This window comes from Gordonia sp. G4, from assembly GCF_057770005.1.
In genome coordinates this window covers 4349100-4367294 of record NZ_CM173442.1, presented here as the reverse complement: position 1 = coordinate 4367294, position 18195 = coordinate 4349100, and the positions used below count along the sequence as shown (strand labels likewise).

Sequence of the window (18195 nt, the reverse complement as noted above, 5' to 3'; positions counted from 1 at the left end):
GCACTGACAACAGTCGGTCACCGGGCGTAGGGGCGACATCGGTGAGGACCTCCCATCTTTCGTCGAGCGTCCTGTCCATGAATGGGTAGACCCACCTATTCGACCGTTCCGCGGCCTACACTCGGACGGTGCGTTTGTTGGAGAGAGCCGAGCAGTTGTCGCAGATCAGGGCGGCATTTGCCCGGTTTCCGACCGGCTCGGCATTCTCGGTCGCCGGCGAGAGCGGCGCGGGCAAGACGGCGCTGGTCACCCAGGTGTGTGCGACCGCCCGCGATGTGCGGGTTCTCCGAGTGGCTTGCGATCCGCTCGACACCCCGCGCCCCCTCGGACCCGTCAAAGATCTCGGTATCGGCCTCGAGCCGATGACGCTGGCAGAGGTCTGCGAAGCAACCTTCGCCCATCTCGGTGCCGAACCGTCACTGCTGGTGGTGGAAGATCTGCACTGGGTCGACGCGGCGTCGACCGATGTGCTGCGGTTCCTGTGCCGTCGTATCGAGTCGATGCCCTTGGTCCTGCTCCTGACACATCGAGACCTCGAACCGCAGGCATCGGCGCGTGCGCTCCTCGCCGAGGACGTTTGCCGCATCGAATTGCCGCCGCTCAGCGTCGCGGCGATCGCCGAGTTGGTCGAGGGTACGGGTCTCGATCCCACGCTGGTGCACGCCGCGACCGGCGGCAATCCGTACTTCGCGACCGAGGTCTCCCGCGAACCAGACCTGCCGATCCCCTCGTCGGTGCGTGACGCCGTGCTGGCGCGGACGACGAAGGTCAGCGCGACAGACTTCGAAGCACTCCAGCTGATAGCGGCGTCCCCGGAACGCGTCGCCGACACCGCGTTGCCCGTCCTGGGGATCGACTACCCCACGCTCCAGCGTCTCGCCGACACCGGACTCCTGGAGTGGCGATCCGATGGCATCGTCTTTCGACATGAGTTGGCGCGCCGGGCAATCGAATCCACCATCCCACCGGGTGGGGTCGCGCACCTGCATGCACAGCTGCTGGAGGCGCTCGAGCAGTTGGGCACCGTGCACCCGTCCGTGTTGACCCATCACGCGGTTGCCGCCCGAGACTCGGGCCGCGCCATCCGATATGCCGTCGCGGCGGCCGAGGACGCCATCCGCGGCGGCGCGCACACGGAAGCCGTGGCGTACTACGAAATCGCGAAGCGGCACCAGCGCAACGCTTCGGCGCGTGAGCGTGCGGAGTTGCTGCTGGCGCTGGCCAACGAGCAGTACATGGTCAGCCGACTCCGCGATGCGATAGCCACTGTCAACGAGACGTTCCCGCTGTGGACGGAACTGGGCGACGACACCGGTGTGGCGACAGCTCATGTCGCCGTCGGTGTCTATGAGTACTACAGTGCGCACCGGCAACGCGCCGAGTCACACCTGACCCGTGCGGCAGAGATCGCGTACGGCACCGGGGCGACCACGGTGTACAGCCAGGCCCAGATCCAGCGCGCCTTTCTGGCGTTCATGCGGGGCGACGTGTCGGGGACCGCGACTCTGTTGGCCGACACCACCTCCGCAACCGACGACGAACTGCGCCTGTGGAATCAGGTCGTCTCGGATTCGGCCGCCCTGTCCAGCGGCGAAGAACATTCGCGGACCAGGCTTCTCGCGCACATGGAAGCCGCTCGCACACTCGGTTTCGACGAACTCGCCTCGACCGTCTATTCGCAGGTGGCCAGCCTCGACGTCGAACAGGGCAGGTACCGTGCGGCCGACCGGATCCTCGACGCCGGTCTCCCGTTCACGGTCGAGCGCGACATCCAGATCTGTCGGCACTGGCAGACCGCGGTGCGGAGCCGACTGCAGCTGACGCGTGGCCACTGGAACGGTGCCCTCGAGGACGCCGGAGCTGTCATCGAAGCCGACGGGATGCCGATCGCCACGTTGTGGCCGCGCCTGGTCACGGCGCTGGTGCCGCTCCGGTGTGGCGCTCCGTTCGATGTCCACGAGATCGAGAAAGCGTGGACCCTGGCCGGTCAGATCGACGAACCTCTCCGGCGACTCGCGGTCCTGGCCGCTCTCGCGGAGATCAGCTGGATGACCGGTGCCGAGGATGCGCGGGTCGTCGCGGCGGACACTCTCGACGACGACGGAACCGAGTGGGCATCGGGAAGCGTCGCCGTCTGGCGGTCCCGACTGGGCATGTCGACCCAGACCGGTCCGATCGCGGAGCCGTATCAGTTGTCCATCGACGGCCGGCACGCCGACGCCGCCCGGTGGTGGACGGACGCCGGCGACCCGTTCTCGGCGGCGTTGTGCTGGATCGACTCCGACGATCCCGGACGCGGTGTGACGATGCTCGACGGTCTCGGCGCGGTGGGTACCGCAGATCGCGCGCGAGCGATGTTGCGCGAACGCGGCTGCGACACAGTCCCCCAGCGCCCCCGTTCGACAACCCGCGTGAACCCCGGTGGCCTGACGAACCGGCAACTGGAGGTCGCGCGTCTGGTGGCAGAGGGGTTGTCGAACACGGAGATCGCCCGGCGGTTGTACATCTCGTCGAAGACCGCGGACCATCACGTGTCGGCGGTGCTGTCCAAGCTGGGCATGACCTCGCGTCGCGAAATCCTCGCTCGGGGTGTGGAGTTGGGGCTGCGATAGTTCGAAGGCCCCGGTTGTTGCGAGAACTTGTATGACGTCGAACCCGGAATCCGGGCTCATCGTCATACGGATCGAGAAAAACAGTGGCGGCCCTCGTCGGACGGTGCTAGCGTCAGCCGCGCTGTCCGACAATGGACAGCTCGAGACCTGGAGGTGTGTCGATGGTTGCCGTCGAGATCGCTGTCGTCGACAGCAGCATCCGAGCCATCCCCAATTCTCCAGCCCGTCTCCGACCCTCGTAATCTGTTCCCTCACAGGCGACTCTGTCGCAGCACTGGGGAACTTCCGGGGTCGCGGGCTCATCCCGAAGGTCTCCACAGTGAATTCTCCAGATCATTCGTCCTCCCCTATCGAGCTCACCAGCATCGGCTGGGACGAGCATTTCTCGACTCTGTTCGCCGATCACGCTGCCGACGATGATGTGCCTGCTCGCGTCGTGCGAGTGGATCGCGGCGGGTGCGACACCCTGACAGCAGCGGGTCCGGTCCGGGCCGTCCGCAGCTCCCACCACATCGGCGACCGCGAACTGGCCGTGTGCACCGGTGACTGGGTCGTGCTGCGCCGTGACGATGAGCGGGCCCAGGTCGTGGGCGTCCTGCCGCGGCGGACGGCGATCGCGCGCGCGAGCTCGGACCGGACTTCGGAACGGCAGGTGCTCGCCGCCAACGTCGACACGGTGATCATCGCGGTGTCGGTGGCGCACCGGGTGAACGTCGGCCGGATCGAGCGCCTGCTGACGCTGGCCTACGACGCCGGCACTCGACCGGTCATCGCGCTGACCAAGTCCGACCTGGTCGACGACACCCTCGCCGGCGAAGCCGCGGTCACCGCGGTCGCCCCGGGCGCCGAGATCGTGACGACGAGCACGGTCAGCGGCGTCGGTATCGATCTGCTCGCCTCGGCCATCACCGGTACCGCCGTTCTCCTGGGTTCTTCCGGTGCCGGCAAGTCGAGCCTGGCCAACGCGCTGCTTGGACGAGAGCACATGGCGGCCAGGCAGATTCGCTCGGTCGACGGCAAGGGCAGGCACACCACGGCGCACCGTGAGCTGCTGCCTCTCCCGGGGAGCAAGGTGCTCATCGACACCCCCGGTCTGCGCGGGATCGGGGTGCAGGATGTTGCGGACGCGGCCGGCCGGACCTTCGCCGAGATCGAAGAGTTGTCCCGCGACTGCGGATTCCGCGACTGCGAGCACCGCAGCGAGCCCAGATGCGCGGTGCAGGAGGCAATCCGAGAAGGCCGGCTCGATGCCGGTCGATTGGAGCGCTACCGCAAACTGCTACGCGAAAGCGAGTGGTCGGCGGCTCGGGGCGATGCCCGTCGGTCGAGTAAGCGAAACAAGAGGGACAAGGCCATCACGCGAGACATCCGCGCGATGTACCGGTTTCGGGACCGGCAGGGCTGAGGCGACCCAGCCGGCCAGTCGTCAGTCGTCGTCGCCGGGACCGTCCAGGTGTGCGAGGGCGGCCCGCGCGGCTTCGAGTTCCTGACTGAGCTCCTCGATGCGACGCTGGGCGGCGGATCGTGCGGACTCGATCACGGCGTCGACTGCCGCGATCGCGGTCTCGTCGTCCAGCTCTCGCATCGCTCGTGCCACCCGATCCGCCGTGACCTCGGCAGGTTTCCCCTGCTTTCGGGTCCCGTGCGCAACTGACACCGTCCAGGTGCTCTCCCCCGACGCGGTGATCGTGACGGTCGTCGGCGCGGTCGACGCCTTCGACTTTCGCGGCGGTTTGCTCGTCGCGGGTGGGGGCGTCGGCTCCACCGCTTTCGGTTGTGTGTCCGACGCGGGCCGTGACTTCTTGGGTGCGTCAGCGGGAACTGTCGGGGTCACAGCAGGTTTGGCGACCGGGGCGGGATCGTCCTGGGCGGGTGCCCGCTTCGGTGTGCGCCCGCGAGCGGCCGTCGTCGTGCCCGGCGCCGGCCGGTTCCGCCGCAATTCGTCGGCCTCGAACGGTAACTGGTCGTCGATGCCTCTCGGGCTCACCGTCACTGTCGAACCGTCGATCGACACGACCCGCGCCGAGGCGCCGGCCTCCAGATTCAACGACGGCATCGCGTCGCGCAGATACACCGTGGCCCGTTTGCCGGAGGCGAGTGCGGCGGACAGCGACTCCAGATCTCCGGGCGTCAGTCCGGCTCTTGTCTGAGAACTCACCGAGACATTGTCGCACATGCGTGCGAACGGCTGCCGCGGGATCGGGGCGTTCAGACTGCGATCTCCGCAGCCTGAGTGGATTTCAAACCTACGGAGAGATGACCGTTACGAATTCGTTATCTTGTGCATCGGTGCGGCGTCGACCGGCGGCACCAGGGGAATCCCGAACGTTCGCGGCCCTAATGTTCTCAGGGACGGTATCGGGTCATCGGAGGGAAATCTTGTGACGAAGGCGAGTACCACAGCAGATGTCTCGACAGGCGCGCGCGAAGTCCCGATAGCCGATCATGCTCGTGCCGGCGTGACGATCGCCGCGCTGCTGTGTGTCACCTCGGCGGCGACCTTTCTCACCCTCTTCCCCTGACTCGTTCGTCCCCAAGACTCCGAGTGGAAAGCACCACAAGTGCTCCTTGCCGGTGTGTCACCTGCGTCGACTGCGGTCCGCAGGTGGCACACACCACTTAGCCGATCGAGAGTCATCGCGAGGTCTGATCGTCAGCTCGCCCTCACGCGGGTCAATTGTTCAGAGACCTCCCACAGCCGTGTCGCCGCCCCGTGATCACGGAACGGCCCCCAGAGTGGATGCGCGCCGGGTGGACCGCCCGCGTTCCCCGGCCACTGGGGTCCGTAGAACGCACCGTCGGGCACCTCGGGCGTTGTGGCGGCCATCAGCGCTGGGAGAGAAGCGGTTTCGACCGTTCCGACCCCCAGGCCATGTCGCGACAACCACTCGATGATCCGCCGGCCGCCGGTTGACGCCGTCCTGCCGACCTCCGGCCTGGCCGCGAGAAGACTGGTCGGAGCGACCCCGGGATGCGAGATCGTGCTCGTCACATCCCAACCCGCGGCGTGGCTGCGGCGTCCGAGTTCGAGGCCGAACAGCGCACACGCGATCTTGGACTGGCGGTATGCGCTCATCCCGTCGTAGTCGTGCTCCCAATTCAGGTCGTCCCACTGTATCGAGCCCCGCTTCGCGGCGATGCTCGTCTGCGAAGTAACCCGCGCCTTTCCGGCACGGAGTACCGGCAGCAGCGCGACGGTGAGCGCGAAATGCCCGAGGTGATTGGTGCCGAACTGGACTTCGAACCCATCGGACGTGGTCATCCGTTCCGGCGGAGTCATCACACCGGCGTTGTTGACCAGGATGTTGATCGGTGTGCCGTCGGCGCGGAGCCGTGCGGCGAGCGACTCGACGGAGGCCAGCTCGGACAGGTCGACGTGCTCGAGGGTGAGGGTGGCCGCGGGGTGTCGGTCGCGAATGCGTGTGGCGGCCGCCGCACCCTTGCTCGGATTGCGTACCGGCATGACCACTTCCGCACCGGCTCCGGCGAGGGCCGCCGCGATCTCCCAGCCGATCCCGTCGCTGGCGCCGGTCACCACCGCTCGTCGACCGGTGAGATCCGGAATGGTCAGGGTGTATCTGCTGCCTGGTGACATCTGAGCTCCTCGTCGGGCCGGGTTCGTTCTCACGTCTCCGAGTGTCGCGGCCTACCGCACCGTTAACCACGGCCTGTCGATCCGTGGCTGAGCGGTACCCGTGCACGGAACAATGGCCACATGATCGATCGACCGGGCCTCGCAGACTTTCTCCGGGTGAGGCGCGCCGCGCTGCAACCCGAAGACGTGGGACTGCCGCGTGGACAACGGCGTCGCACAGGTGGCCTCCGTCGCGAGGAGGTCGCGGCGTTGAGTCACATGTCCACCGACTACTACTCGCGGCTCGAACGAGAGCGCGGCCCGCAGCCGTCGCCGCAGATGATCGCCGCCATCGCCCAGGGTTTGCACCTCTCGCGCGCGGAGCGAGACCATCTGTTCCTCCTCGCCGGCCACCAGCCGCCGATTGCGGGCTCCGACCGCGAGCACGTCGCCCCGGGCATGATGCGCATTTTCGACCGACTCGACGACACTCCGGCCGAGATCGTCACCGAACTCGGTGAAACGTTGCGCCAGAACCGTCTCGGGGTCGCCCTCGTCGGCGACCTCACGCGGTTCGACGGTCCCGCGCGAAGCATCGGCTATCGGTGGTTCACCGACGCCGGTTGTCGCCGGTTGCACCCTGCCGAGGACCATCAGTTCTACTCGCGGATGTACGTGTCGGGGCTCCGCGGAGTCATGGCGCTCCGTGGCCCTGATTCCTACGCGGCGTCACTGGCGGAACGACTCCGCGCCGAGAGCGAGGAGTTCCGCGACATCTGGGCATGGCACGAAGTGGGCATCGCACCTCGGGAGCTCAAGCGGTACGAGCACCCCGAGGTCGGGTTCCTGGAGCTGAGTTGCCAGATCCTCGTCGACCCGCGGTGTTCGCACTCACTCCTCGTCTACACCGCGACACCGGGTAGCGCGAGCGCGGAGAAGCTCCGGCTGCTCTCCGTCGTCGCCGCACCGACAGCGACCTGAGCGGTCCTCAGGGTAGCCGGGAGACCCCAGGGAGAGCGCTCAGAAGTCGAATCCACCGCCGAAGTCGCCGCCGCCGAAATCGCTTCCTCCACCGCCGAAGTCGCCGGAATCACCGCCTCCGGAATCGCCACCGCCGAAGTCGCCGGAGTCGCCGCCGCCCTCGAGCGCACCCGCTTCGGAACCGTCGCCGGCGCCGCTCTCGAATCCCTGCGCGTCGTAGGGCACGCCCGCCATCCCGGAGAACATCGCCGAGAACAAGAACATCGACCCGAGTCCCCAGGCGCCGGCCACCAGAGCCGGTTTCCACCACGGCTCCGAGTACCAACCGGCGGGAACCGGCCGACCCGCGACACGACCGCCGGGGTAGTAATTCGGGGTCTGCGCCGACGGATTCGGCGATGCCGCGACTTGTCGTCCCTCGAACTCCACGGTGCGATCCTCGGTGACCGCACCCGCACTCTTCTGACCGTCGAGTTCGGGGATGGCCGGTCCGGGGTCGAGATTCATCGCCGCGCGGGCGGCCCGGATGTAATAGAGACCCTCGATCGCGGTCTGCTTGGCCAGCCGGGCCTGCGTCGGCGAGTTGGCCTGCTCGATCTGGGACCCTGCCGCGGTGTAGCGCTCCCCCGCGTCGGCGAGCGCTTGCTTCGACGCCGGGCCGTCGCCGACCAGCATGAACACCTGTCCCCCGAGTCGTTCGATGGCTTGCCGCGCGTCGGCCTTCGCGTCGTCCAGTGTGCGGGCCGCGTTGGCGCCGGAACGCTGCTGTGCGAAGACCACCACCCCGACGACGATCACGACGATGACGGCAATCAGTATCAGTGCTTCCATGCTTCCCTCCGGTTTGCGTGTCCGCGGCCCGCCGTTGTCGTCATCAGACCGACAATTCGGTCACCATCGAGCCTACCGATTCCCGGCATCGCGACGGCCGCGTCGCCGAGTGGGCGACGCTACCTCCGACGGTGTCCATTCTCGTCGCGGAACCCGATCGACGCCGCGCCTTCACCGGAGTGAAACGCGCGTGGCCGGGCGAGAACGTGGCGTCGTCGTACGGCGGACGCGGAACATCGGTCACCCTTGGGGGGTGACCGATCGGGACGGAGTGGGAATACACCGCTGTCGAAGCGCGGAACAAGTGGCCGAACTTCGGTGGGAGTGGGCGCGCGAGACCGATGCCACAGTCGGACCATGGCAGGGCGACGTGGACTTCGTCGCCGCGGTCGCGACCTGGCTCGGCGACGACCGGCGAACGGTCTGGACCGCCGGCACACATGAACTCGCAATCGGAATGGTGTGCTTGACCGAGCACATCCGGATGCCCAGTCCGCGCCGGGCCGCCGGCGGCCGATGGGGCTACCTCGGCCACCTGTATGTCCGGCCGACGTTCCGCGGGTCCGGGATCGGAGAGGAACTGGTGCTGCGCACACGTCCAGTCGCCGCCGGGATCTCTACCATGGCGGTGTGTTCTTCTTGTTCGGATATGGCCGTAGGCAAAAGCATCTCGGCGCGGGTCAGACCCGCGCGTGTCCCCGCTGCCACAACACCACCCAGTGGGCGAGGATGCGTGAGTACTCACAGTTCAGTGTCTTCTTCATTCCGATCGCCCGGTGGAATCGACGCAACTTCGAGGCGTGCGGCATCTGTGGCGCGGCACTGGCTGTCTGACGGCCGTCCGAGGCCGGCGAACCGGACGGTTCCGACCGCGCACCCGGTTTGCCGATGGCGAAACTGGTTACCCTCGGTAGGGTGTCCGCCTCTCCTGATTCCCCCGCACGCACGAGTGCCGCGATCGCCGGCTTCAAGCGCACTTTCGTCGATGCGCTGACGCCACTCACCGTGCCGTGGCAGGGCGCCGATGCACCCGCACCGCGCCTGCTGGTCGTCAACGAGGCACTCGCTGCCGACCTCGAGCTCGACACCGACGCCCTCCGAACCGACGACGGCATCGCGCTCCTGGCGGGTGCGGCCGCCCCTGTCGACGCCGTCCCCGTCGCGACGGCTTACTCCGGGCACCAGTTCGGCGGTTACACCCCACTTCTCGGCGACGGTCGGGCCTTGCTGTTGGGAGAGCTCGTCGATCGCCACGGTCGACGAGTGGACCTGCAGCTCAAGGGTTCTGGGCGCACTCCGTTCTCTCGAGGCGGCGACGGGTTCGCCGTGGTGGGGCCGATGCTGCGCGAGTACCTCGTCAGTGAGGCGATGCATGCGCTGGGCATCCCGACGACGCGCTCGCTGTCGGTCGTGGCCACCGGGCGCGACATCCAGCGCACCGGTGCCGAACCCGGCGCGGTGCTGGCCCGGATCGCCGCCAGCCATCTCCGCGTGGGAACCTTCGAATACGCCGCGCGTAACACCGACCTGACGCAGCAACTGGCCGATTACGCGATCGACCGTCACTATCCGGAACTCGCCGCGGCGTCGGAACCCGGCGACCACAGCCGCTACGTCGCGTTCTTCGAAGCCGTTCTCGAACGTCAGGCGGCCCTGGTGGCCCAGTGGATGCTCGTCGGCTTCGTCCACGGGGTGATGAACACCGACAACACCACGATCTCCGGAGAGACCATCGACTACGGCCCCTGCGCCTTCCTCGATGCGTTCGATCCGTCAGCGGTGTTCAGCTCGATCGACCATGCCGGTCGATACGCATACGGGAATCAGCCCGCCGTCCTGAAGTGGAACCTGGCCCGGTTCGCCGAAACCCTGCTCAGGTTCATGGCGCCGACGCCCGACGACGCGATCACTGCGGCGACCGAGGTGCTGACCACCTACGAGGCGCGCTACGAACGACATTTCATCACCGGCATGGCGTCGAAGATCGGACTGGACGATGTGTCTGCCGAACCCGACCTGATCGCCGACCTTCTGACCCTGATGCGCGACCAGCGCGCCGACTGGACGGGCACCTTCCGGGCGCTGGCCGACGAGCTCCGCGGCGACCAGGTCCCGATCACCAGCCTCATTCCCCGCGAGCACATCGGTCCATGGCTCGAACGGTGGCGAGGTGCACTGGCCGGTGCCGGCCGCGAGCCCGAGGCGGTCGCCGCGGCGATGGACCGTGTCAACCCGGTCTACATCCCACGGAATCACCAGGTCGATGCTGCCCTGCGTGCCGCGACCGAGGGAGATCTGGAACCGTTCGGCCGGTTGCTGACCGCGGTCACGCATCCGTTCGAACGTCGCATGGACTGGGCTCACTACGCGGCACCGGCCCCGCAGGCGTTCAGCGACACCTTCCAGACCTTCTGCGGTACCTGAGCGAGACGCCGTCGGATGGGCGCACTGTGAACCCGAGTGAGGACGTCGACTCCCGCGATGCACTGGTCGCCGAGAGGGAACGTACCGCCGCACTGATCGAGTCGTTGTCGACCCGCCTTGCTGCCGTCCTCGAGGCGACGAGCGACGCGGCAGCCGACGACGAGCACGATCCGGAGGGTTCGACGCTGGCGGTCGAACGCGGACACCTGGTTGCCCAGTTGGAACGATCGCGGGTTCGGCTCGACGAGATCGGTGCCGCGCTGGATCGTGTCGGCTCCGGTGCGTACGGGCGTTGCGAGACATGCGGCGCACCGATCGGTGCCGAGCGCCTCGAGGTGCTGCCGGCCGCCCGGCAGTGCGTACGCTGTGCGGCTCGGAGCCCGTCGCGGCGATGGTGAGATCCGACCAGGAATTCATGTCCGGTTCGCCGTAGACCCATGCGCGTCTGGCCATACGGGGGTAGACCGGAGGGCGGGAGAGCACGCGAACTACTCGAACCGAAGGGTGTCCGGCATGAAAGCAATCCAGATCATCAAGCCAGGAAGTCCGCCAGAGCTCCGTGAGGTCGACAAGCCGACACCCGGTCCCGGACAGGTGCTCCTGAAGGTGACCGCTGCCGGTGCATGCCACTCCGACGATTTCGTGCTCAACATGCCCGCAGAGGGTTTCCCTTATCCGTTGCCGATGACGCTCGGGCATGAGGGCGCAGGCGTGGTCGCCGAAATCGGTAGTGGCGTCACGACACTCACCGAGGGGACGGCGGTCGCGGTCTACGGCCCGTGGGGTTGCGGTGTCTGCCATTTCTGTTCGCGGGGGCTCGAGAACTACTGCACTCGCGCCGCCGAACTCGGCATCGCCCCACCCGGACTCGGCAACGAGGGCGCGATGGCGGAGTACATGATCGTCGACGACGCTCGTCATCTCGTGCCGCTCGGTGATCTCGACCCGATCGCGGCGGTCCCGCTCACGGATGCCGGGCTCACCCCCTACCACGCGATCAGACCATCGCTGCCGAAGCTCGTCGGCGGCACAACGGCGGTCGTGATCGGTGCCGGCGGTCTGGGACACATCGGGATTCAGCTGCTGAGGCACCTGACCCCGGCGCGGATCATCGCTCTCGATGTCAGCGAGGACAAGCTCGCGTTCGCGCGCGAGGTGGGCGCCCATGAGACAGTCCTCAGCGATGCCGACGCCGTGGCGAATGTCCGGTCGATCACCGGAAACGACGGGGCCACAGCCGTATTCGACTTCGTCGGACTCCAACCGACGCTCGACACCGCGATGGGGGTCGTCGGCACGATGGGTGACGTCGTGATCGTGGGCATCGGTGACGGCGTCGCCGCTGCCAAGGTGGGATTCTTCTCGCAGCCGTACGAGGTGTCGGTGCGCGCCCCCTACTGGGGCGCTCGGGATGAGCTGATCGAGGTACTCGACCTCGCTCGCGACGGTGTGCTGGAGGTCGCCGTGGAGAAGTTCTCCCTCGACGACGGGCTCGAGGCGTACCGACGACTCGCTGCGAATGAGTTGCGCGGACGGGCGGTCGTCGTCCCGGACTGACCAGAACCGCATCGCGCCGTCACAACCTACGGTACCGTAACTTAGGTGAGAGTCGAGCTGTCCGAGTCGCAGGCTGTGTACGAGCACTACCTCGTCCATCAGCAGGACCGAACCCGGGCGCGGATGATGTACGGCGTGCTCGCCGCCCGGATTCGGCCGGTCGTTCGCTTTCGCTCGCGGGACCGGCTCAGCCGCACCGTCCGCACCGGGGTGCCGATGCTCATTGCGGCCAACCACGTCTCCGAGCGGGACCCGTTGGTCCTCGCCGCAGCCGGGTTCCGCTCACCCTTGCGACGGCGGATCGGCAGTCTGCGGGTCCTCGCGAAGGACGAATTGTTCGAGGATCCGGAGCAGCGTAGGAAGATCGACACCCTGGGCGGGATCCCGGTCTTCCGCAGCAAGGACCACGGGGTGCGCGCGGCCGCGGATGCGGGGCGTCGGATGATCGGCGTCTGCGTCGAACGGATGGCCCGCGGTGACAGCATCGCGGTGTTCCCGGAGGGAACCTGCAACGAGGGTGACCCCACCCAGGTTCAGCGACTCGGTACCGGGATCGGGCACATCGCCCATCGCGCCCTGCGGAACGACGTCGAGGTGTGGATGGTGTCCGCGGGTATCGCCTATCCGAGCGGAGGCGGACGCCCCGTCGTCGCGTTGGGCGACCCGATGGACCTCCGCGCTCATCGCGACGAGACGCCGGCTGCGGTGACGCGGTGGATCCAGCGTGATCTGCAACGTGCGGTCGACGACGCGTGCGCCCTCGCGCGCTGACCCCGAACGCCCGGTGGGGGTTGACGACGTCGATCGGGTTTGGCTTGCGTGCCCGAGGGATATGCGCAGGAGATGCAACGAGATGACGCCGCCGACCCAGCTGAGCGAGATCCGGTCGCGGGCGACCGGGACGTTCGCGACGACCCCGATTCGGCCGATCCCGACGACCCGCGTAAGCCGGACTCGCCGACCGACCTGACCAAGCCGTCGATGCTCTTCGTACTGAAGAAGACCGCTCGCGAGTTCTCTCGCGACCAGTGCACCGACCTCGCCGCGGCGTTGACGTACTACTCGGTGCTGTCGCTGTTCCCGGCGCTGCTCGCGCTGGTCTCGCTGCTCGGCGTGTTCGGCCAGGGCGAGAAGACGACCGACGCAGTCCTGCAGATGGTCGACGACATCGGCCCGTCGTCGGCGGTGGACACGTTGCGAGGGCCCGTCGAACAACTCGTCGCCGCGCCCAGCGCCGGTTTCGCACTCGTGCTCGGTCTGCTCGGCGCGCTGTGGTCCGCATCGGGATACGTGGGAGCCTTCGGCCGCGCCATGAACCGCATGTACGAGATCGACGAGGGCCGCCCCATCTGGAAGTTGCGTCCCATCATGCTGCTGGTGACACTCGTGGCGCTTGTTCTCGCGGCGGCGGTGGCACTGATGCTCGCGATCAGCGGGCCGATCGCGAAATCGATCGGTGACGCCGTCGGGCTCGGCGACACCGCGCTCACCGTGTGGAACATCGTTCGGTGGCCCATCCTGCTGCTGTTCGTCATCCTGATCGTCGCGATCCTGTACTGGGCGACGCCGAACGTGCAGCAGCCGAAGTTCCGTTGGATCAGTGCCGGTGCGGTGCTCGCCATCGTGACGTGGATCGTCGCGTCGGCCGCGTTTGCGCTGTATGTGTCGAACTTCGGCAGCTACAACAAGACCTACGGGGCACTCGCCGGGGTCATCGTGTTCCTGCTGTGGTTGTGGCTGACGAACCTCGCCCTGCTGTTCGGCGCCGAGTTCGACTCGGAACTCGAGCGCGGCCGGCAGCTCCAGGCGGGTATGCCCGCCGAGGAGCACCTGCAACTGCCGCCGCGGGACACCACGGCCTCGGACAAGAACGATGAGAAGGATCAGAAGTTCATCGAACAGGCGCGGGCGCTTCGCAACTCGCAGGGGAACTGAGCCGTCGGGTGGCACCCCGTAACGTCAATGGGACCGGCCGGGCACGAGCTCGGTCGATCGGCGGAAGGGACGTGGCACGATGAGCCGCAATCAAGTGACCGGCGCGGTGGACCGCGCCACCGACAGCCCGTGGTTCGAGCGCCTCGCCCGCGCCGGGCACGCGGTCAGCGGGCTGCTCCATCTGCTGATCGCCTACATCGTCCTTCGCCTCGCCTTCGGCGGGGGTGGAAACGCCGACCAGTCAGGGGCCCTGGGCATCTTCGCCGACTCGTCGGGTGGGCGAATCGTGCTGTGGGTCGCCGCGGTTGCGTTCGCCGCCCTCGCCCTGTGGCGACTCGCCGAGGCCATTGTGGGGCCACACGCGACCGAACCGGGCGAGGACAGCGACGGTGCCGAGCAGTGGTTCGACCGCGGAAAGGCGCTGTCGCTGGCCGTCGTCTACGTCGGTTTCGCTTGGTCGGCAATCCGTTTCGCGACAGGTCAGGGGAAGTCGAGCGGTCAGGAGAACGCCGGTCTGACAGCTCGGCTCCTGCAGTCGGGCGGAGGCAAATTCGTTCTCGTCGCAGCCGGCCTGATCATCATTGGGGTCGGGATCTACCACGTGTACAAGGGAGCCAGCCGATCGTTCCTCGACGATCTCACCATCTCCGGCGACAAGGCTGCGACGGTTGCCGGCGTGGTCGGCTACTGCGGCAAAGGTGTCGTCCTCGCCGGTACCGGCATCCTGGTGATCGTCGCGGTCGCGACCGCAGATCCCTCGAAGGCCACGGGGATCGACGGTGCGGTCAAATCTCTCGCGGGCCTGCCGGCGGGCCAGGTCTTGATGGTGTTGGCAGCGGTGGGTATCGCCGCGTACGGCGTGTACTGCTACTGGCTGGCGCGGTACGCACGGATGTGATCCACACGGATGTGATCCACCTGAACCGCGAGGAGGGGGTCAGGCACCGAAGACGTTCTGCCCCTCCAGCGCCGACGCGAGGTCGCAATTGTTGGTCATGTAGCCGACGAGGGTGATCGTGTCCACGCCCTCGGCCCGCAGCCACTCGGCGAGGTCGGTGCCGCCGAACACGCTTCCGACGTTCATGTGCACCGACTTCCAACTCGGATCGACCCGTCGGGCGACCTCGGGATGCAATTGCCAGGCATCGCTCCCCTCGGCGAACACCGGAGCCTCTGACGGCAGCGTGTGGCGGACGACGACGACCGGGACGGCGTTCGCGACCGCATGGTCGATGATTCGCGCGATGTTGCGCACGCTCGTCTCGCGCGGCGGGTACTGGGTACATCGCCATCTACGCCTTCGACGGCGTATCGAGCTTCCATCTGGCCGCACCCCAGCTGGTGTTCGGCGAAGTGCGCCGGGTGTCGCCACGTACGCCGTGGACGACCACGCTGTGGAGTTTCACCGAGAATGCGGTCACCCTCGCCGAGGGCTACCGCCTGAGTGGACTGTCCGGTCCCGACGCCGCCGCCACGGCGGACATCGTCGTGGTGCCGTCCTGGCCGGAGGATCTGCCGGAGCTCGACGCCCGTCTCGACGAACTGCTGACCGCGGCGCACGCCCGCGGCGCCACCATCGTGGGCTTGTGCCTCGGGGCCGTGGCCGTTGCGGACTCGGGTCTCCTGGCCGGCCGGACCGCGGTGACCCACTGGGCTGCGATGGAGGCGCTCAAGTCCCGGCACTCCGACATTGACCTCGACTCGTTGGTCCTGTACGTCGATCACGGCGACGTGATGACTTCTGCGGGAACGGTTTCCGCGGTGGACGCATGCCTGCACCTGGTGCGGGAGCGGCTCGGCGCCGACGTCGCCAACGACGTGGCGCGCAGTCTCGTGGTGGCCCCACATCGTGACGGTGGGCAGGCCCAGTACACCCGGCGTCCCGTGCCCACGACCCCTGCGGACAACCCGATCGGTGATGTGATCGCCTGGGCGCTGGGGCATCTCGACGAATCGCTGACCGTCGAGCGATTGGCCGCACACGCATGCATGAGTACGCGGAGCTTCGTTCGCAACTTCAAGATCGCGACCGGCGCCACCCCCGCACAGTGGGTCCTCACCCAGCGACTCGACGCGGCGCGCGTGCTGCTGGAGACCACGGACCTGGCCGTCGACACCATCGCCCGTCGCTGCGGATTCGGGAGCAGCGTCACGATGCGGCAGAACTTCGCGACCGCGTTCGCGACGTCACCAGCGAGGTACCGGCAACAGTTCCGACGGACATAGCCGTCGGACGTGGCCGTCAGCCCGATGTCCGCCGCGCGTCGGCCGCGGAGTTCTCACGCGCGGCCGCGGAAGCCGCGGAATCGCGAGCGACCGCCTGGCCCAGGAGTTGTCCGCCGCTGGTGAGGAGCGCTCGGCGCCACGGAAGTACCCCTTCGATCTCGATCTGGATGGACATCGACAGCACGGTCCGGATCACGACGATGATCCCCAGGATCAGCGCGTCCTCGATGGAGGGTTTGGAGGTGATGGTGCGGATGAGGTCGGCGGCGACCAATACCTCGAGTCCGAGCAGGATGGCTGCGCCCAGGGTGTTGCGGAGTACGGAGAACGCCACCCCTCCGCCTTCGTGACGGAGCAGGGATCGCGCTCCCAGGACGATCGCGACGACGAACCCGATGATCATCGCGAGCGCACCGACCGCCTCGAACACCACGGCCACCACGGTGAAGGTCTCCTCGAACTCCATGCGGTCAGCGTACGGTCCCGAACTCGCCGGCACCGTTCTTCCGACACGGGGTCAGGACGACGGCGCAGCCGTGGTCGCCGAAACGGTTCGGTCCCCCGCCACAGCGAATCGCAGATTGTCGTCGGCCACGTGGCCGCGGAGCAGGCGACGGTCGGTGTAGTAGCTCATGGACATGACCCACGGCGCTTCCGGACCCTGCTTGGGCAGGGTGTCGAGCGCTCGTTGCACGTAGCCCGCGCCGAAGTCGAGGAGTGGCCGGGTCGGCATGTCCGGGTCGGCCACCGCCCAGACCGTGTCGTACCCCGCGGCGTCCATGTGCGCGAGGAGCTTGCAGAAGTACTCGCAGATGAGGCCGATCTTGAGCGTCCACGACGAGTTCGTGTACCCGATGGCGAGTGCGAAGTTGGGCACCCCGGACAGCATCATTCCCCGATAGACGACGGTGTCGGGCAGTGACACCCGCTCGCCGTCGACGCTGAGGTCGATTCCGCCGATGATCTTGATGTTGAGACCGGTTGCGGTGACGATGATGTCGGCGGCGAGCTCCTCGCCGCTCTCCAGCCTGATCCCGGTCTCGGTGAACGTCTCGACGCGGTCGGTGACGATGGAGGCCTTGCCCGACCGGATCGTCCGGAACAGGTCGGCATCGGGGACGACGCACAACCGCTGATCCCAGGGGTTGTACGGCGGGTTGAAATGGGTGTCCACCGGATAGTCGTCCGGTAGCTGAGATTGATTGATCTTTCGGATGATCCGGCGGGCGGTTTTCGGGAACCGTTGGCACAGTTCGAACAGCACCCGCTGCTGGGCGACGTTCTTCTGCCGCGTCAACGCGTAACCGCGTTCGTCGCCCAACACCTTCTTCAGGGTGTTCGCGATCGCGTCCTCGCGTGGCAACGGGATGATGTAGGTGGGTGTCCGTTGCAGCATCGTCACGTGCGCGGCACGCTCAGCCATCGCCGGCAGCAGCGTCACAGCAGTGGCACCGCTGCCGATCACCACGACCCGCTTGTCCGTGTAGTCGAGGTCCTCCGGCCAGTGCTGAGGATGCACGATCTGTCCCTGGAACCGCTCGCGCGCGGTGAAGTCCGGGCTGAACCCTTCGTCGTAGTCGTAATAACCGGACCCGCAGAAGATCCACCGCGCACTGATCTGGATGTGTTCACCGGTGTCGGTGCGCTCGACGGTGACCGACCAGCGTGCGTCGGCGGACGACCACGACGCCGCGATCACCCGATGGCCGTAGCAGATGTGCGGCGCGAGGTCGTTCTCCTCGATCGTCTCGTGCAGGTAGTCGAGTATCCGGGGTGCGTCGGCGATGGCCTGCTTGTCGGTCCACGGCTTGAACGCGTAGCCGAAGGTGTGGAGGTCGGAGTCCGACCGTATTCCCGGGTACCGGAACAGATCCCACGTGCCACCCGCCGACTCTCTGGCCTCGACGATGACGATCGTCCTGCCCGGGTGCTCGGTTCGCAGGTACCGGGCGGCCCCGATACCCGATATGCCTGCGCCGATGATGAGGACATCGACATTGTCCGGCGTCGTCGTCACCCGGTACTCCTCTGGTCGACTATGGTGTGCAGTCTCCA

At 67.3% G+C, this 18195-nt stretch carries 17 protein-coding genes and 2 pseudogenes; 13 read left to right on the top strand and 6 right to left on the bottom strand.

The annotated features are described in order from the left end of the window. The first annotated feature begins 128 nt into the window (after positions 1–128). Entirely contained in the window at positions 129–2612 is a 2484-nt protein-coding gene (locus tag AC3B5T_RS19660; RefSeq protein ID WP_238556684.1) for an ATP-binding protein, read from the top strand. 319 nt (positions 2613–2931) lie between these two features. After that, positions 2932–4017 carry a ribosome small subunit-dependent GTPase A gene (rsgA, locus tag AC3B5T_RS19655; RefSeq protein ID WP_010842539.1) on the top strand — a complete coding sequence of 362 codons (1086 nt, stop codon included), beginning with the start codon at positions 2932–2934 and terminating at the stop codon, positions 4015–4017. A gap of 21 nt (positions 4018–4038) precedes the next feature. On the opposite strand, the gene AC3B5T_RS19650 is transcribed toward rsgA, so the two are convergent. Continuing rightward, positions 4039–4788, bottom strand: coding sequence for a DUF6319 family protein (locus AC3B5T_RS19650; RefSeq protein WP_055476001.1), 750 nt, complete (start codon positions 4786–4788; stop codon positions 4039–4041). Positions 4789–4993: 205 nt separating this feature from the next. Between AC3B5T_RS19650 and AC3B5T_RS19645 the strand changes: the two genes are divergently transcribed. Continuing rightward, positions 4994–5134 (top strand): hypothetical protein, encoded by a 141-nt coding sequence (locus AC3B5T_RS19645; protein WP_156354248.1) that lies wholly within the window; start codon positions 4994–4996, stop codon positions 5132–5134. Between the two features lie 131 nt (positions 5135–5265). Here the strand turns inward: AC3B5T_RS19645 and AC3B5T_RS19640 are convergent, their stop codons facing one another. Further along, the gene (locus tag AC3B5T_RS19640; RefSeq protein WP_055476002.1) at positions 5266–6207 is read right to left on the bottom strand and encodes an SDR family oxidoreductase; all 942 of its coding nucleotides are present in this window, start codon (positions 6205–6207) and stop codon (positions 5266–5268) included. Positions 6208–6327: 120 nt separating this feature from the next. On the opposite strand from AC3B5T_RS19640, the gene AC3B5T_RS19635 reads away from it, so the two are divergent. Next, positions 6328–7167 carry a helix-turn-helix transcriptional regulator gene (locus AC3B5T_RS19635; protein ID WP_488357847.1) on the top strand — a complete coding sequence of 280 codons (840 nt, stop codon included), beginning with the start codon at positions 6328–6330 and terminating at the stop codon, positions 7165–7167. A 39-nt stretch (positions 7168–7206) separates the two neighbouring features. Here AC3B5T_RS19635 and AC3B5T_RS19630 read toward each other — a convergent pair whose 3' ends face one another. Beyond that, positions 7207–7998 (bottom strand): hypothetical protein, encoded by a 792-nt coding sequence (locus tag AC3B5T_RS19630; protein ID WP_010842544.1) that lies wholly within the window; start codon positions 7996–7998, stop codon positions 7207–7209. On the opposite strand from AC3B5T_RS19630, the pseudogene AC3B5T_RS19625 reads away from it, so the two are divergent. The 8 genes and pseudogenes from AC3B5T_RS19625 to AC3B5T_RS19590 form a co-directional block, all read left to right on the top strand. Beyond that, positions 7970–8524, top strand: a pseudogene (locus AC3B5T_RS19625) (hypothetical protein); the annotation flags it as partial. The gene AC3B5T_RS19630 and the pseudogene AC3B5T_RS19625 overlap by 29 nt on opposite strands. A 104-nt stretch (positions 8525–8628) precedes the next feature. Further along, positions 8629–8832: a zinc-ribbon domain-containing protein gene (locus AC3B5T_RS19620; RefSeq protein WP_014926875.1), complete on the top strand. Its 204-nt coding sequence runs from the start codon at positions 8629–8631 to the stop codon at positions 8830–8832. A gap of 54 nt (positions 8833–8886) precedes the next feature. Beyond that, positions 8887–10422, top strand: a complete 1536-nt coding sequence (locus AC3B5T_RS19615) for a protein adenylyltransferase SelO (protein ID WP_488357846.1) — start codon at positions 8887–8889, stop codon at positions 10420–10422. A gap of 26 nt (positions 10423–10448) precedes the next feature. After that, on the top strand, positions 10449–10820 hold the full coding sequence (locus AC3B5T_RS19610) for a TraR/DksA family transcriptional regulator (RefSeq protein WP_488357845.1): 372 nt from the start codon (positions 10449–10451) through the stop codon (positions 10818–10820). Between the two features lie 115 nt (positions 10821–10935). Further along, entirely contained in the window at positions 10936–11979 is a 1044-nt protein-coding gene (locus AC3B5T_RS19605; protein ID WP_488357844.1) for an NAD(P)-dependent alcohol dehydrogenase, read from the top strand. Between the two features lie 45 nt (positions 11980–12024). Next, positions 12025–12750, top strand: a complete 726-nt coding sequence (locus AC3B5T_RS19600) for a lysophospholipid acyltransferase family protein (protein WP_488357843.1) — start codon at positions 12025–12027, stop codon at positions 12748–12750. Between the two features lie 72 nt (positions 12751–12822). Further along, positions 12823–13914: a YihY/virulence factor BrkB family protein gene (locus AC3B5T_RS19595; RefSeq protein WP_035717335.1), complete on the top strand. Its 1092-nt coding sequence runs from the start codon at positions 12823–12825 to the stop codon at positions 13912–13914. Between the two features lie 79 nt (positions 13915–13993). Next, entirely contained in the window at positions 13994–14812 is an 819-nt protein-coding gene (locus AC3B5T_RS19590) for a DUF1206 domain-containing protein (RefSeq protein WP_014926870.1), read from the top strand. Positions 14813–14881: 69 nt separating this feature from the next. Here AC3B5T_RS19590 and AC3B5T_RS19585 read toward each other — a convergent pair. Next, positions 14882–15193, bottom strand: a pseudogene (locus AC3B5T_RS19585) (isochorismatase family protein); the annotation flags it as partial. Positions 15194–15198: 5 nt separating this feature from the next. Between AC3B5T_RS19585 and AC3B5T_RS19580 the strand changes: the two are divergent. Beyond that, entirely contained in the window at positions 15199–16140 is a 942-nt protein-coding gene (locus AC3B5T_RS19580; RefSeq protein WP_055476009.1) for a GlxA family transcriptional regulator, read from the top strand. 16 nt (positions 16141–16156) lie between these two features. On the opposite strand, the gene AC3B5T_RS19575 is transcribed toward AC3B5T_RS19580, so the two are convergent. Beyond that, positions 16157–16606: a DUF1622 domain-containing protein gene (locus AC3B5T_RS19575; RefSeq protein ID WP_055476010.1), complete on the bottom strand. Its 450-nt coding sequence runs from the start codon at positions 16604–16606 to the stop codon at positions 16157–16159. A gap of 51 nt (positions 16607–16657) precedes the next feature. After that, positions 16658–18157 (bottom strand): flavin-containing monooxygenase, encoded by a 1500-nt coding sequence (locus AC3B5T_RS19570; RefSeq protein WP_488357841.1) that lies wholly within the window; start codon positions 18155–18157, stop codon positions 16658–16660. Between the last annotated feature and the right edge of the window lie 38 nt (positions 18158–18195).

What these genes read in the sequence shown, in the direction of transcription:
- AC3B5T_RS19650 (WP_055476001.1), bottom strand. Translation starts at nt 4,788, where the DNA reads ATGTGCGACAATGTCTCGGTGAGTTCTCAGACAAGAGCCGGACTGACG.
- AC3B5T_RS19640 (WP_055476002.1), bottom strand. Translation starts at nt 6,207, where the DNA reads ATGTCACCAGGCAGCAGATACACCCTGACCATTCCGGATCTCACCGGT.
- AC3B5T_RS19635 (WP_488357847.1), top strand. Translation starts at nt 6,328, where the DNA reads ATGATCGATCGACCGGGCCTCGCAGACTTTCTCCGGGTGAGGCGCGCC.
- AC3B5T_RS19630 (WP_010842544.1), bottom strand. Translation starts at nt 7,998, where the DNA reads ATGGAAGCACTGATACTGATTGCCGTCATCGTCGTGATCGTCGTCGGG.
- AC3B5T_RS19615 (WP_488357846.1), top strand. Translation starts at nt 8,887, where the DNA reads ATGGCGAAACTGGTTACCCTCGGTAGGGTGTCCGCCTCTCCTGATTCC.
- AC3B5T_RS19605 (WP_488357844.1), top strand. Translation starts at nt 10,936, where the DNA reads ATGAAAGCAATCCAGATCATCAAGCCAGGAAGTCCGCCAGAGCTCCGT.
- AC3B5T_RS19595 (WP_035717335.1), top strand. Translation starts at nt 12,823, where the DNA reads ATGCAACGAGATGACGCCGCCGACCCAGCTGAGCGAGATCCGGTCGCG.
- AC3B5T_RS19590 (WP_014926870.1), top strand. Translation starts at nt 13,994, where the DNA reads ATGAGCCGCAATCAAGTGACCGGCGCGGTGGACCGCGCCACCGACAGC.
- AC3B5T_RS19575 (WP_055476010.1), bottom strand. Translation starts at nt 16,606, where the DNA reads ATGGAGTTCGAGGAGACCTTCACCGTGGTGGCCGTGGTGTTCGAGGCG.